This window comes from Shewanella sp. GXUN23E, assembly GCF_050865035.1.
Classification (GTDB): Bacteria; Pseudomonadota; Gammaproteobacteria; order Enterobacterales; family Shewanellaceae; genus Shewanella.
Map to the genome: position 1 here is coordinate 72,565 of NZ_JBOZWP010000001.1, position 15,167 is coordinate 87,731.

Genomic DNA, 15,167 nt, shown 5'->3' on the forward strand with positions numbered 1-15,167 from the left:
AAACATGGATAAACCACCTGCGCTCACAGACATTCGCAATGCCATCAGTGCTATCGACAAAGACATGCTGGCACTGTTGGCACGGCGTAAAGACCTGGCGCTGGATGTCGCCCGCAGCAAAGAAGTTGATGTTCGTCCCATCAGAGATACCCAGCGGGAAAAAGAATTGTTGGCCAGACTGGTCAAACAGGGACGTGAGCAAGGACTGGATGCACACTTTGTACTGACTCTTTATCAAACCATTATTGAAGATTCAGTACTGAGTCAACAGGCATTCCTGCAGGGTCGGGCTAATCCGGAAGCACATAAACAGCAATATTGCATCGCCTATCTGGGTGCCCGCGGCTCGTACTCTCACCTGGCCGCAACCCGTTATTGTCAGCGCCGCACGTTTGAAATGCTGGATCTGGGCTGTCAGAGTTTTGATGAAATTATTCAGTCAGTCGAAAGTGGCCATGCTGACTATGGATTTTTACCGATTGAAAATACCTCATCGGGCTCGATCAACGAAGTCTACGATCTGCTGCAACATACCAGTCTCGCCATTGTAGGAGAAACCACTATCGAGGTTGGGCACTGTCTGCTGGCCAAGCCAGGAACCCGACTGGAGGATGTAACAACGTTATTTGCTCATCCGCAGCCCATCAGTCAATGCAGCCGTTATTTAAGTCAGCACAAAGGCTTCCAACTCGAATACTGTGCCTCCAGCGCTGATGCCATGGACCGCATCATGCAAAGTGAGCGCACTGATATTGCCGCTATCGGCAGTGCTCAGGGTGGAGAATACTATGGTCTGGAGGTACTTCAGCCAAATCTGGCCAATCAGAAAGTCAACCAGAGCCGCTTTATCGTCGTAGCCCGTAAGGCCATTGCCGTGCCAGAGCAACTGCCGGCAAAGACCACGCTGATCATGGCCACAGGCCATAAACCAGGGGCGTTGGTGGATGCTCTGCTGGTATTGAAAAAACACAGACTCAATATGAGCAAACTGGAATCCCGGCCGATTCCGGGTACGCCGTGGGAAGAGATGTTCTATCTGGACATCGAAGCCAATCTGGCCTGCGATGCCATGAAAGCCGCCCTGAAAGAGCTGGCGGAATTGACCCGTTTTATCAAAGTGCTCGGCTGTTATCCCTGCGAGACGGTAGAGCCTACCCAGCTCAGCCAACAACAACTGATGATCGAACCTGATACCTCCAGGGCGGCTTTCCCGTTAGAAACCACCACAGAGTTAAAGGTCAGGCAATTTGTCCTCGGTCAGGGGCATTTGGGGTTACTGGCTGCGTTGCCGGCAATCAATATCAGTAATCCAGAAGGACTGGCAAAGTCACTGAAAGAACAGGGATTTCAGGGGGTAATCATTAATCGTTCCGGCGAGCAGGAAGCAGCAGTCTTACAACAGGCCCTGACAAAATTTGATCTGTGCTGCGTCGCCGATGTTAGCCTTGGAGCCTCCCTGAATGGCACATCAACACCGGATCTGTGGTACGTATCAGCAGACAATATGTACAATACTTCCCTGCTCGAGCAAATAGGAACGCTACCGGTTCCGGTAATTCTCGAGCGCCACCCGGAGGCCGATATCAGCGCGCTGCAGCAAGCGATTGGTGCACTGACAGATAGTGGTAATCGTCAGATCATCATTTGTGAAGCAGGTTTCGAAACCCGCAGCGGTAAGCGCGTGATTGATGTTCTCCACTGCGACGCCATTAAGCAGGCAACCGGACTGCCTGTTATGCTGAAAACTGACAATCCAGTGGCTGCGGCACTGACCAAAGGAGTCGATGGATTGCTGCTGAACATTGCTGTTGATAGAGACTATCGGGAGCAACTGCGAGCACTGTACCGCTGACAGATAGTTCTGCCTAACGGAAATGGAATGTGAGCTGACAGCGATTTCGCTGGTTCATCGGGTGACAAGCTATCTTCGTGATGACAGGTCACAAGCATCAAAAAAGGAACCCTGAGGTTCCTTTTTTACTATTGTTGGCTTCGACTATGGCATTTCCAGCCCATCAACCAATCGCAACCACCCTTTGATAATCCGGTTAACAAACCAGAGGACTGCCAGAGTTATCACCGTCATGGCAAGCCACGCCTGAGGTAACAGCCAGGCTAGGATCCCGGCGCTCATAAAACCCAACATTGACCAACGTTGCCAGCGAAGGTGACTGCCAAGTAAACTCCCCCCTGAACGTTGAGACAGATTTATCACCAGCGCCAGCAGCACAGGTAATCCCGCCAACGCAAACGCCGACATCAATCCATACAGGAGGTGCGCAGGAGTCACATCTTCAGGTAGTGCATTTTCTGTTGTGCTGAATGCCATCCGGCCTCCAAATCTCACCTAAATAAAGATTCTGGTAAACCTTGGATTGGGTACCAAGTTCCTTTAACAATACGATTGAGACCGGAATTAAGCAACATCAGCACCCAAAAACCGTCATATCAGGGCAGCGCCAGCTCCACGTCTGAATGGAGTGTCGAAGCACAGGCCAGCACAATACCGGCATCCACCTCCTGCTCACTAAGCGTCGCATGACTGCTGCTTCTGACCTCGCCTTTAACGACCTTACAGCGACAAGCCCCACAAACACCTGAGCGGCAGGCACTGATGATAGGAAGCGCTAAATCTTCAGCAGCGTCAAGCACCGTGCTGCCTGATTCAACCTCAACTTTAGTGTCTCCCCAGCTTACCGTCACATCAGTGGTAGCTGCTGATGACTCTTGAGGTGTGGATGTGACCGGCGAAAAACTTTCCTGATGAAACTTGTGCATATCAAAGCCAGCATCATCCAATATACTTTGCACTGATTGCATATAACCTTCAGGACCGCAGACGAAAACCTCCCGCTCCAGCACATCAGGTACCAGATCATGCAGTTTTTGCCAGTCCAGTCGCCCATCCATGCACGTCACCCCGGCAGCCGTCAGGGATGAGCACTGCTGTTCAGTCAGCTGTTCCAGCACCAAGGCCAGGCGAAAAGATGGTTTACCGGCGGCCATTTTCAGCAACCGTTTTTTGAAGATAATGTCACTGTCAGAGCGCGCGCTGTGCACAAACGCGATATCACGAGCCAATCGGGTATCAGCAACAAAGGCAGACATGGACATCATGGGCGTAATGCCACTGCCTGCACTTAAAAACAGATACCTGTCAGCATCAAAGTCCGCCAGATTAAAGCTCCCGGCAGGCGGTAATGCCCTGAGTTCATCGCCAATATTGAATTCATCAACCAGATAACCGGATACCCGGCCACCGTCAACTTTCTTGATGGTGACCTCCAGACTGCTGGGACGTGTGGGGGAAGAGCTAATGGTGTAACTGCGCCAGATGCACTCGCTACCCACCGGGACCCCAAGGGTCACAAATTGTCCGGGTTTAAATCGAAAATTCAGGGGCATCTTTGCCTGCAACACCAGCGTGACCGCATCATGGGTTTCCTGGCGCTTATCCCGGCACACCAGTCTTTGCTCACCTTCACGCCACACAGGGGCATCCATCCATGACTGCACATCCGGCGTGGCAAGTGCTTTAGGCTGCTGCATCGCGGCTAGGGAAGCCGCAAAAGAAGATGATGTGAATGGATTCATAACTCAACTCTCCACAAAGGAAAAAGCGCTCGAATGAGCGCTTCGGGGCGAACATAACAATCAGGCGGTCTTCAGAATAGCAGCCAGATCTGACTCAACGTCTGTGGTCCCTTTAAGACCAAATTGCTGCTCAAGTATCTTAAGTAGATTGTCGGTCAGGAATGCCGGGGCGGTCGGACCTGTACGGATATTTTTAACTCCCAGTGACAACAGCGTCAGCAGGATCACTATCGCTTTTTGCTCAAACCAGGACAGCACCAGACTCAGGGGCAATTCGTTGATGTCGCACTCAAACACTTCCGTCAACGCCAGCGCCAGCTGGATCGCACTGTAGGCATCATTGCACTGGCCGATATCCAGCAATCTTGGAATGCCGTTAATGTCGCCAAATTCCAGCTTGTTGAATTTGTATTTACCACAGCCCAGCGTCAGGATCAGGCTGTCCTGCGGCACGGCGCGGGCCAGATCGGTAAAGTAACTGCGCTGCGCCTTGTCGCCGTCACATCCACCAATCAGGAAGAAGTGTTTGATATTGCCGGCTTTGACCTGCTCGACAACAGCGGGAGCCGCCTGCATCAAGGCATTGCGGGCAAAACCAATGGTGATCATATGAGGGATTTCGTCGTAGGGGAATCCATCCAGGCTCATCGCCTTATCAATCACAGATGAAAAATCGTCCCCTTCCAGATGAGTCACTCCAGGCCAACCAACAATGCTGCGGGTGAAAATCCGGTCAGCATACTGACCCACATTGGGATCAATAATACAGTTCGAGGTCATCACAATCGCACCGGGGAAAGTGGCAAATTCCTGCTGCTGATTTTGCCAGGCGCTGCCATAGTTACCAACAAGATGCGGATACTTCTTGAGCTCCGGATAAGCCAGTGCGGGCAGCATCTCACCATGGGTGTATACATTGATGCCCTTGCCTTCAGTTTGCTGGAGGATAAGCTCAAGATCTTTCATATCATGACCGGACACCAGAATCGCTTTACCCTTCACGGCTTTGGTATTGACCTGAGTGGGCTCCGGATGACCAAAGGCATCGGTTTCTCCCCTATCCAGCATGGTCATGATTTGGTAGTTCAGCTGACCGATCGCCATGGCGGTATCAAACAAGGCACCGGCATCAGCACTGTCAGTGGCGAGAAACGCCATCAAACGATGAAACTCGGCCGCTACGTCAGCATCAGTTTGATCCAGAACACGGGCGTGCTCCATGTAAGCAGCCGCGCCTTTCAGACCGTATAAACACAGCAGACGAAGCCCCATGATATCTTCATGTACCTCGGCGGCGCCCCGATTAGGTGCAGCCACAGCCGCCTGATTGAGAACTTCAGCCTTGCTGGTACCCAGCACCATGGAAGCGCTCAATGGCAAGTCAGTCTCAGCGCCCTCGCCCGCAGCTTGCAAATAGGCAGCTTTCAATCGGTCACGGTATATCTGTGCCTGGTTGGTGTAGGCCAGAATACGCTCATCATCGAAGTTTACGTTGGTCAGGGTCGCGAAAAATGCCTTCGGAACGAACGCATCAATTTCGGCATCGACAATGCCAAATTCACGCGCTTTGAGCGCGTAAAAAGAGACACCCTGCAGCATATAAATAAGTACATCCTGCAGATCTGAGGTGGCTGCCAGTTTACCGCACATCCCCTGAGAATATACACAACCGGCACCGGTTGGGGTTCTTACTGTTTGTTCACACTGAATACAAAACATCACAAAGCTCCTCTTTACATGCTTTTTATTTGCATGTTTTAAGAGAGCTTAATGCTGAGACGAACAGAACCCAAATTAAAGATTCAATTTACATGCTAGTTTAAGATCTGAGTCACAGATATGCGATCATTCATCAGGAAAAACAGCCTCTGATGGAGGCTGTATGTGTTGAGATTTGTGTCTGACTGCCGTATCTCGGCCTAACTGTGTGCGGGCTTCATATCATTGACTGACTGCAGCATCGCCCTACTCTCGTTACGAAATTGCGGTGCAAAATCACCAAACCATTGAGAAACTTCTGAAAACCATTGTTTAAAAGTTTCCCTGTCCCCCCGTTTAAGCAACTCCAGCGCCTGACGATAATTGTCCAGATAGTCACCGATCGCCTGTTGGCTGTGATCCTGCGCGAAGATAATATCAGCATAAAGCTCAGGACTCTGAGCGAATAGACGCCCGACCATGGCAAGCTCCAGCCGATAGATAGGCGAGCTGAATTGCAACAGCGATGCGATATCAGCCTCTTCCCTGCATAAATTGAGGCCGTACACAAAGGTTGAAAAGTGGCGCATGGCCTGTACCAGTTGCATCGCCTCATCGTGTTTCTCAGCCTCGGCCTCAACCAGTCTTGCGCCCCAAATGCCAATTTGATCGAGTAGCCACTGACATTGTTCCGGAGCCCGCCCCTGACAGACCACGACAACCTGTTTTGCCAGACTTCCCACATCAGGTCCAAACATAGGATGCAATCCAATAACCGGCCCTTTGTGAGTCTCGAGCATCGCTTTGAGTGGTGCCGCTTTGATGGAGGTTAAATCCGCAAGCACACAATGCTCTGGAAGTCCTGCCAGCTTCTGGCGAATGACTTCGCAGGTAATGCTAATAGGCACACTCACCAAAACCAATCCGGCACCATCTAGAATGGCATCGGCCTCAGCCCAGTCATCTTTGTCCAGTGACCTGACCTGATATCCTGACAATGACAGCATCTGAGCGAATAACTTCCCCAGCGCACCATTGCCGCCAATGATAACCACGGGGCCCAGATCGGGCTTAACCTGCTTAAAGCCCATATCCTTTTCATTGAGATAGGATTCGCGCATCAATCGCCGCAGAATATCTTCAATCAACTGTGGCGGGATCCCCATATCAGAGGCTTCTGCACGTCTTTTGGCCAACATATTGGCTTCCCGGGCCGGCGCATAGATGGGCAATCCGGCACCGTGCTTCACTACTCCGACCCGGGCAACTAAATCCAATCGTTTACGGATCAAATCCAGCAACTGCTGATCGACCTCATCAATCTTGTCCCTCAGCGCTTCCAGCGCCTGCGTGGTCTGCTCACTCATACTGCTAAAGTCCTGTTACTCATTGGCCGCCCTGAGCATAGCAAAACGCCCGGGTAAAATAGAACTGAGTTGTGCAGCCCCGTCTCGCAACACACTCTCGGTTGCAGGCCAGTCAATACAGGCATCGGTAACCGACACACCATATTTCAATTGTGAATAGGGCAAAGACGAGGATTGGTTGCCCTCATTCAGGTGGCTCTCCAACATAATGCCGATAATGGAGGTGTTTCCCCGCACTATTTGCCCAAACACATCCTGACACACCAAAGGTTGCCGTCTGTGGTCCTTATTAGAGTTGCCATGGCTACAATCCACCACCAAACGGGCATTCAGCCCCGCCTGATGCAGACGCTGCTCACACTGACGGATGCTCTGTGCATCATAGTTGGGTTGCTCACCACCACGCAGAATGACGTGTCCGTCAGGGTTGCCATTGGTTTGCAGCAGCGCGACCTGACCGGCCTGATTGATCCCCATAAAACGGTGCGAACTGGCTGCGGCCTGCAGGGCGTTGATGGCGACATCCAGCTTGCCATCGGTGCCATTTTTGAAGCCTACCGGCATGGACAGGCCTGAAGCCATCTCCCTGTGAGTCTGAGATTCAGTCGTGCGTGCGCCAATGGCAGACCAGGTCACCAGCTCTGACAAATATTGTGGACTGATCGGATCAAGTGCTTCGGTGGCCACTGGCAATTCCAGCTCTGCCAGATACAGCATCAGATCCCGTGCCAGATGCAAGCCCTTTTCGACATCAAAGGAGCCGTCCATATCCGGGTCATTAATAAGTCCCTTCCAGCCGACAGTCGTTCTGGGTTTTTCAAAATAGACACGCATCAGTATGAAAAACTGGTCCTGTAACTCATCATGCAGTTTTTTTAGCTTGTGGGCATATTCTTTAGCGGCATCAAGGTCATGAATTGAACATGGGCCGGCAACCACCAGGATCCGGTTATCCCTTTTATGCACTATGTCTGACACAGTTTTTCTGGAACGCAGCACAAACTGCCTGGCATGCTCTGATAAGGGCAAAGCGCTTTTCAACTCTGTGGGAGTAATCAACACATTTTCTGCGGTGATATGTACGTTTTCTATCTGTTCCTGACCCATACTAACTTCCTGCTACGACCTGACTACTGATAATTTATGACATTGCCCGCAACACCGTAATGCTACACCATTACACAATGCCTGAGTTGTTTGGGTTACTCAAGTGTTATTTTACTTTTGACAGAAATGGATCATTGCCTCCGGGCTATGAATGCACAGAGCCAGTTTGGTGAGCTGACACAATAGGCGATAGCTATTGAAACGATGGAACCTGGTCCTGGAACAGATTACTTGCATCCCAACGCATTACCGATGACGAAATGAAGCGATACAGAGAAAGCAAACCGAAACGCAGGCGGACAAACACAGTGACTGTAGCAGTATCAGGCCAATTCCCTCACATTAGCCGGGATTTGCAAATTCAATGCCCGAAGAAAGCGCTGTCCCGGATTTCACAGAGAAAAAATACCGGAATATTGCCCAAACAAAAACCCGCCACAAGGGCGGGTCTTCGTGCGAACACTTAACGTCTTTGTTGTACTGCGAACTAAGTAATTACTTAGCCAGCTTCTCACGGATACGTGCAGACTTACCTGAACGCTCACGCAGATAGTACAGCTTGGCGCGACGAACGCGACCACGACGCTTCACTTCAATGCTGGCGATCAGTGGGCTGTGAGTCTGGAAAGTACGCTCAACGCCTTCGCCATTAGAGATCTTACGAACGGTGAAACCAGAGTGCAGACCGCGGTTACGCTTGGCAATTACTACACCTTCGAACGCCTGCAGACGCTCTTTTTCACCTTCTTTAACACGTACCTGTACAACTACGGTATCACCAGCGCCGAACTCTGGTACGTCTTTTTTCATTTGCTCATCGTTGAGCATCTTGATGATGTTGTTCATAAACACTCCATCCTAGTAATAACTGAGCTACGACTGGATCAACGGTCCGTTTCATCAACGAACTGAGCCAACAGTCTCTTTTGTTCGTCAGTCAGAGCTAGATTTTCAAATAATTCCGGTCGTCTGAGGAAAGTCCTACCAAGGCTTTGCTTCAAACGCCAGCGTCTAATTTCTTCGTGGTTGCCGCTGAGCAACACTGCCGGAACGTCATACCCTTCAAGGCATTCAGGACGGGTATAGTGAGGGCAATCCAGTAAACCGTCAGAGAAGGAATCCTGCTCTGCACTAGCCTGTTTTCCCAGCACGCCGGGAACCAGTCTGGACACTGCATCGATAAGCGTCATTGCCGGTAATTCACCGCCCGAAAGCACGTAATCACCGATTGACCACTCTTCGTCCACTTCCGTCTGAATGATGCGTTCATCGATACCTTCGTAACGACCGCACACCAGGATCAGCTTCTGTGATGTTGCCAGCTCCTGAGCACCGCGCTGAGTCAGCTTGCGCCCCTGAGGAGACAGGTAAATCACTTTTGCCCCTTCGCCCGCTGCCGCTTTGGCAGCATGAATGGCATCTCGCAAGGGTTGCACCATCATCAGCATACCCGGTCCACCACCGTAAGGGCGATCATCAACCGTGTTATGTCTGTCATGGGTGAAATCACGGGGATTCCACGTTTGCAACTCCAGCAGACCGCTTTTAACGGCCCGACCCGTTACTCCGTAGTCGGTTATGGCACGAAACATTTCAGGAAAAAGGGTAACGACCCCTAACCACATGTGTTGTACCTCGACTTAAAAGTCCGGATCCCAATCCACTAAAATCTGTTTGGCCTCACGGTTCACCTCAAGGATGAACTGCTCGGTAACAAAGGGAATCATACGCTCCCCTTTGCCAAAGGCATCTTTGGCGTTGGCTTTGACCACCAGTACATCGTTGGAACCTGTTTCCAGGATCTGATCGACAGTACCCATGTTGTAGCCTTTGGTGTTAACCACCTCACAACCGATAAGGTCGCGCCAGTAGAACTCATCTTCCGGCAGGTTTTCCATCTGCTCGGGCAGGATGGCAATCTCACAATTTGTCAGTGCCTGTGCCTGCTCCCGGGTAGTGATGCCTTCGAGCTCAGCCACTACGGCTTTGCCACCATGAATGCGCCACTGGGAAACCTTAACCTCACGCCATTTCCCCTGTTCAAACAGCAACCAGGGAGAATAGTCAAAAATACCTTCCATCGATTCGGTATAAGCGGTGATCTTCATCCAACCTTTTACACCGTAGCATGCGCCGATTTTGCCCAGTACTATCGGTTGTTGTTGGTTACTGCTCATCAAGCTATACCTTTACGCAATCAAGCAGCTGCTTTACGAGCGTCTTTGATCAGTTTTGCTACGCGATCGGTAGTGCCGGCGCCGTTGGCAACCCAGTGCTCAACACGGTCCAGGTCCAGACGCAGAGTCTCTTCCTGACCACGAGCCAGAGGGTTGAAGAAACCGATACGCTCGATGAAACGACCGTCACGGGCGTTGCGGCTGTCAGCAACTACGATGTTGTAAAAAGGACGCTTTTTAGCGCCACCACGAGCTAAACGAATGGTAACCATGCGTTAGTAATCCTCTAATGATTTGCTTGAAGCAAAAATAAAAACTGGAACCCCGTGTTCGCGAAGAGTCCCAGCAAAGAAAGCCGGAAGATTTTACCTGACTTTTCAGCTAATGCAACCGCCGCGCTCGAAATTTACTCCGGCAGCACGGGGCTTTTTAAACAACGAGTCAGGCAGACAGGTCCGACACCTGCCAATGGCACTGCGCACAGGGCAGCACCGGTTATTCGATTAACGCCCCGGGAACTTCATGCCCGGTGGCATCATGCCTTTCATACCGCGCATCATCTTCTGCATGCCACCCTTGCCAGACATCTTTTTCATCATCTTCTGCATCTGGGTGAACTGCTTGAGCAAACGGTTAACGTCCTGAATTTGGGTACCGGAACCCGCCGCAATACGGCGCTTACGGGAGCCTTTGATGATATCAGGGTTGCGACGCTCTGCCGGAGTCATGGAGTTGATAATGGCTTCCATCTGGCCGGTCAGTTTACCGTTTTGCACCTGCGCCAGGGCTTCTGGTGGCAGCTGGCCAACACCCGGCAGCTTTTCCAGCATACCCATCATGCCGCCCATGTTTTTCATCTGCTGCAGCTGATCGCGGAAGTCTTCCAAATCGAATCCGCCACCGGATTTGACCTTGGACGCCAGCTTCATCGCCTTGTCTTTATCGACGCCACGCTCAACCTGCTCGATCAGGGAAAGCACATCACCCATGCCCAGGATTCGGGAGGCAACACGGTCTGGATGGAATGGTTCCAGCGCATCGGTCTTTTCACCCACACCCAGAAACTTGATTGGCTTACCGGTAATATGGCGGATAGACAGCGCGGCACCACCACGGGCATCACCATCGACCTTGGTCAGCACCACGCCGGTCAGCGGCAGTGCTTCATTGAACGCCTTGGCGGTGTTAGCTGCGTCCTGACCTGTCATGGCGTCCACCACAAACAGGGTTTCGACCGGATTCACCGCAGCATGCAATGCCTTGATCTCATCCATCATACCTTCATCAACATGCAGGCGACCGGCGGTATCCAGGATGACAACATCGATAAATTTCAGCTTGGCATGTGCCATGGCCGCATTAGCGATATCAATCGGCTTTTGGCTGACATCGGATGGGAAGAACTCAACATTCACTTCGCCAGCCAGAGTTTCCAGCTGTTTGATCGCGGCGGGACGGTATACGTCAGCACTGACCACCAGCACAGATTTCTTCTGGCGCTCTTTGAGGAACTTGGCCAGTTTGGCTACAGAGGTGGTTTTACCGGCACCCTGCAGACCTGCCATCATAATCACTGCAGGGGGCTGAGTCGCCAAATCCAGCGCTTCGTTGGATTCGCCCATGGCTTTTTCCAACTCGCTCTGCACAATCTTGATGAACACCTGGCCGGGACTCAGGCTTTTGGTAACTTCCTGGCCAACCGCACGCTCTTTGACGGCATTGACAAATTCCCGTACCACAGGCAGTGCAACATCTGCCTCCAGCAGTGCCATACGGACTTCGCGCAGGGTTTCTTTAATATTGTCTTCGGTTAAGCGACCACGACCGCTGATATTTTTCAGCGTCCGCGACAGTCTGTCAGTCAGGTTCTCAAACATCTTCCGGTGCAATACCTTGTCAGCATCTTCAATATTGGCCTGTATTATAGCGATGCCTGAGTATTTAGCTACTCCGGTAGCCTGCCGTGACCGCCACATTCGGGTCTGGGACGAAAAATATTGGCTAAGCGTCAGAAACTGCTTAAATTTGCCACTTGTATCACTGCCCAAAAGTCTGCGGCTCATGTTATTCTTGCCACATTAGTGTTCATTGCGTTTTTCAGGCTGCCCAGCCAAAACACAGACGATAGGTTATAACTCCATGGTTATCTATTCTGCTTCTGCCATGCTCTTTTACTGCATCGCCTTGGTGCTGGTGACCAGTCGCTTGTTCCATGCCGAAGGTCCCAATCGCACACTGGTTGCTGCATTTGCGTCGGTGGCAGTGCTGTTCCACGCTGTCGCCCTGTATCAGGCTATCAACACACCGGACGGCCAGAACTTCAGTCTGACCAATGTGATTTCATTGGTTAACTGGATTATCGCCCTGAGCTTCACCATCCTGATGTTCCGCCTCAAGGTCATGGTAGTGGTGCCTGTGGTATACGCCTGCTCGGTATTGTCAGTCGCTCTGCTGTGGCTGGTGCCGCCAAGGTTTATGTTGCACTTTGACCTGCACCCAGAAGTGTTGGTACATGTGGTGTTGTCACTGATGGCCTACAGTGCGCTGATGATCGCAGCACTTTATGCCATTCAACTGGCACTTATTCAGAATAAACTCAAGCAAAAGAAGTTAATGCTCAGCCCGGCAATCCCGCCGTTGCTGACCGTAGAGAAACAGCTTTATCACCTGGTGATTATCGGTGTGGCGCTGCTGAGTTTGTCACTGGCGACCGGTTTTATATTCCTGGATGACATGTTTGCGGAAGGCAAGGGCCATAAGGCTATTCTGTCGATGGTTGCTTGGGGCGTGTATGTCATGATGCTGCTGCAACACTATCGAGTTGGCTGCAAAATCCGCACTGCCGTCATCTATACCCTCACAGGTGCAACCCTGCTGTCGCTGGCCTATTTTGGTGCCCGCATCGTCAAAGAACTGATTATTCGCTGACGATACTTCGCGCCGGAGCGTTTCTCCGGCGCTGCTATTCCCCCTTTGGATGACTTGACACCCGTCATTTCTGCCAGTATTTAGTTAATCTCAGGCCATCGCATGGAGCGCCCTTTGTGGAAGACATACCCACAGGTATCCTTTTAATAAGCTTAGTCATTTTACTTATCATCTCCGCATACTTTTCCGGCTCAGAGACCGCCATGATGAGTCTCAACCGGTATCGTCTGCGGCATCTGGCCAATGAAGGACACCGTGGTGCCATGCGCTCCAGGCAATTGCTGGAGCGGCCGGACCGGCTGATTGGCCTGATCCTCATTGGCAACAACCTAGTGAATATTCTCGCCTCTTCAATTGCCACTATTTTGGGCTTGCGTTATTTCGGCGATGTCGGCGTGGCCATTGCCACCGGTGTTTTGACCCTGGTGGTATTGGTGTGCGCGGAGGTTACTCCAAAAACTATCGCCGCTTTGCATCCGGAGCGGATCGCTTTCCCATCCAGCGTACTGCTGCGCATTTTGCTGAAAATTCTTGGCCCGCTGGTGTCCATCACCAACTGGATTACTTCGCAATTTTTGAAATTATTGGGAGTAAACCATGCTACCGCCACCGATGCGTTGAGCCAGGAAGAGCTGCGCACCGTAGTGCATGAAGCGGGCGCCCTGATCCCGCAGAATCACCAGGAAATGTTACTGTCGGTACTGGATCTGGAAAAGGTCACAGTGGAAGACATTATGGTCCCCAGAGCTGAAATTTATGCCATCAACGTCAACGATGAATTCAAGGCCATTAACCGCCAGGTTATCCAGAGTCCACACACCCGGGTATTGGTTTATCGCGACAATATCGATGATGTGGTTGGCTTTATTCATCTGCGTGATGCGTTGCGGCTGCAATCCAAAAACCAGTTTTCCAAATCCTCATTGCTGCGGGCAGTAAAAGAGATCTACTTCGTGCCCGAAGGCACTCCCCTGAATGTTCAGCTGGCCAATTTCAAGCGCAATCGTGAACGTATCGGTCTGGTTGTGGATGAGTACGGTGATATTCAGGGACTGGTAACACTTGAAGATATCCTTGAAGAGATAGTCGGTGATTTCACCACCTCCATGACCCCGGCGCCCAGCGAAGAGATTATCCCGCAGCAGGATGGCAGTTATCTGGTGGATGCCAGTATCAATATCCGTGACATGAACAAAGAAATGAACTGGCTGTTTCCCATTGATGGTCCCAAGACATTAAATGGCTTGCTGCTGGAATATCTGGAAGAAATCCCCTGCGCCAGCACCAGTCTGCGGGTTGCAGGCTATCCGGTTGAGGTCGTTGAAGTCGCTGATAATATGATAAAAATGGTGCGCATTATGCCGGCTTTTTATCAACCGCCCAATGCGTGATATTCCTGTCAAACAACAAAGGCCATCAGTCACGATGGCCTTTTTAGTACTTATTTGTGCTACTTACCCTGCTTTGGCTGTCTCCAGCGCCATCCGCTTACGACGAGCAATCGGCGCGATTTCCTGCTCCAGTGATTTTTCCCATCCCAGCGCAAAATAGACCTCTGCCATCAAAAACAATGGGCCAATTAATAGCTGATTCAAATCATCAACAAAGGCGGGTTTGGCCTTCTCATACTGATGACCTATCAGCTGGAATATCCAGCCGACAACAAATACGCTGACAGCAATCCACAGCGCATGAGGTGAGGCCACCATAGCTTCAGAGGTGTAAAGCACCGGCAAAATGAAAACCACCATGCCGATTGCCAATCTGGCGTGCAGCCACAGGTAATACACCAGCACTATCAGAGTAAACACCATTGCCAAACTAACTTGACCTCCGGGCGTATCAAATCGCACCATACCCAGCAGCAGAAACAATGACCAAATGATCAACGGAATACCCACAAAGTGGGTTTTGATATTGGCCGGGTTCAGATGCACGCTTTTATATGAAGAAAGCTGCTCGACAACATCTTTCATAGCGGAGACTCCTGTCGTTAAAGGCTGAGATAGAAGCTAAGACAATCTATCGCCGTTCATATTTATCAAGTTGTGACTAACAAGTAAACAGACGTTCGACTCAAAATCCCGGCCATTAGCCAGCTTGAATTACACCTATTTTCGCGGTGCCTGAGTGATATTTCAGGTTCTGTATTCCGCCCGAAGAATTATGATATCCCATTGTTTATAAAGGAATAGAGATTCAATAGACATATAAACGTGAAAGAATCGACGCCCTCTCTATTGTTGCCCGCCTCCCGACTCCGTAAAACCAATGTTGCAAAAATGTTTATCGCAAC

General features: G+C 50.9%; 14 protein-coding genes. 3 read left to right on the plus strand and 11 right to left on the minus strand.

What is annotated here, in order from left to right; translation table 11 throughout:
* Positions 1 to 4: 4 nt before the first annotated feature.
* Entirely contained in the window at positions 5 to 1,852 is a 1,848-nt protein-coding gene (locus ACRRUX_RS00315; protein WP_432526186.1) for a chorismate mutase, read from the plus strand.
* Positions 1,853 to 1,996: 144 nt separating this feature from the next.
* Here the strand turns inward: ACRRUX_RS00315 and ACRRUX_RS00320 are convergent, their stop codons facing one another.
* The 10 genes from ACRRUX_RS00320 to ffh form a co-directional block, all read right to left on the minus strand.
* Positions 1,997 to 2,329 (minus strand): hypothetical protein, encoded by a 333-nt coding sequence (locus ACRRUX_RS00320; RefSeq protein WP_432526187.1) that lies wholly within the window; start codon positions 2,327 to 2,329, stop codon positions 1,997 to 1,999.
* A 119-nt stretch (positions 2,330 to 2,448) separates the two neighbouring features.
* Positions 2,449 to 3,594, minus strand: coding sequence for a 2Fe-2S iron-sulfur cluster-binding protein (locus ACRRUX_RS00325; RefSeq protein ID WP_432526188.1), 1,146 nt, complete (start codon positions 3,592 to 3,594; stop codon positions 2,449 to 2,451).
* A gap of 60 nt (positions 3,595 to 3,654) precedes the next feature.
* A complete protein-coding gene (gene hcp / locus ACRRUX_RS00330; protein WP_432526189.1) occupies positions 3,655 to 5,313 on the minus strand; it encodes a hydroxylamine reductase in 1,659 nt (552 codons plus the stop codon).
* A gap of 200 nt (positions 5,314 to 5,513) precedes the next feature.
* Positions 5,514 to 6,659: a bifunctional chorismate mutase/prephenate dehydrogenase gene (gene tyrA, locus ACRRUX_RS00335; RefSeq protein WP_432526190.1), complete on the minus strand. Its 1,146-nt coding sequence runs from the start codon at positions 6,657 to 6,659 to the stop codon at positions 5,514 to 5,516.
* 15 nt (positions 6,660 to 6,674) lie between these two features.
* Positions 6,675 to 7,766: a 3-deoxy-7-phosphoheptulonate synthase gene (locus ACRRUX_RS00340; protein ID WP_432526191.1), complete on the minus strand. Its 1,092-nt coding sequence runs from the start codon at positions 7,764 to 7,766 to the stop codon at positions 6,675 to 6,677.
* A gap of 495 nt (positions 7,767 to 8,261) precedes the next feature.
* Entirely contained in the window at positions 8,262 to 8,612 is a 351-nt protein-coding gene (rplS, locus tag ACRRUX_RS00345) for a 50S ribosomal protein L19 (RefSeq protein ID WP_432526192.1), read from the minus strand.
* 38 nt (positions 8,613 to 8,650) lie between these two features.
* On the minus strand, positions 8,651 to 9,391 hold the full coding sequence (gene trmD, locus ACRRUX_RS00350; protein ID WP_432526194.1) for a tRNA (guanosine(37)-N1)-methyltransferase TrmD: 741 nt from the start codon (positions 9,389 to 9,391) through the stop codon (positions 8,651 to 8,653).
* Positions 9,392 to 9,406: 15 nt separating this feature from the next.
* Positions 9,407 to 9,943, minus strand: a complete 537-nt coding sequence (gene rimM / locus ACRRUX_RS00355) for a ribosome maturation factor RimM (protein ID WP_432526195.1) — start codon at positions 9,941 to 9,943, stop codon at positions 9,407 to 9,409.
* A 20-nt stretch (positions 9,944 to 9,963) separates the two neighbouring features.
* On the minus strand, positions 9,964 to 10,215 hold the full coding sequence (gene rpsP, locus ACRRUX_RS00360; protein WP_432526196.1) for a 30S ribosomal protein S16: 252 nt from the start codon (positions 10,213 to 10,215) through the stop codon (positions 9,964 to 9,966).
* A 231-nt stretch (positions 10,216 to 10,446) separates the two neighbouring features.
* The gene (gene ffh / locus ACRRUX_RS00365; protein WP_432526197.1) at positions 10,447 to 11,820 is read right to left on the minus strand and encodes a signal recognition particle protein; all 1,374 of its coding nucleotides are present in this window, start codon (positions 11,818 to 11,820) and stop codon (positions 10,447 to 10,449) included.
* Between the two features lie 262 nt (positions 11,821 to 12,082).
* Between ffh and ACRRUX_RS00370 the strand changes: the two genes are divergently transcribed.
* Together ACRRUX_RS00370 and ACRRUX_RS00375 are read left to right on the plus strand one after the other, a co-directional pair.
* The gene (locus ACRRUX_RS00370; protein ID WP_432526198.1) at positions 12,083 to 12,871 is read left to right on the plus strand and encodes a cytochrome C assembly family protein; all 789 of its coding nucleotides are present in this window, start codon (positions 12,083 to 12,085) and stop codon (positions 12,869 to 12,871) included.
* 116 nt (positions 12,872 to 12,987) lie between these two features.
* A complete protein-coding gene (locus tag ACRRUX_RS00375) occupies positions 12,988 to 14,262 on the plus strand; it encodes an HlyC/CorC family transporter (protein WP_432526199.1) in 1,275 nt (424 codons plus the stop codon).
* Positions 14,263 to 14,325: 63 nt separating this feature from the next.
* Here ACRRUX_RS00375 and ACRRUX_RS00380 read toward each other — a convergent pair whose 3' ends face one another.
* Positions 14,326 to 14,847 carry a DUF962 domain-containing protein gene (locus ACRRUX_RS00380; protein ID WP_432526200.1) on the minus strand — a complete coding sequence of 174 codons (522 nt, stop codon included), beginning with the start codon at positions 14,845 to 14,847 and terminating at the stop codon, positions 14,326 to 14,328.
* Between the last annotated feature and the right edge of the window lie 320 nt (positions 14,848 to 15,167).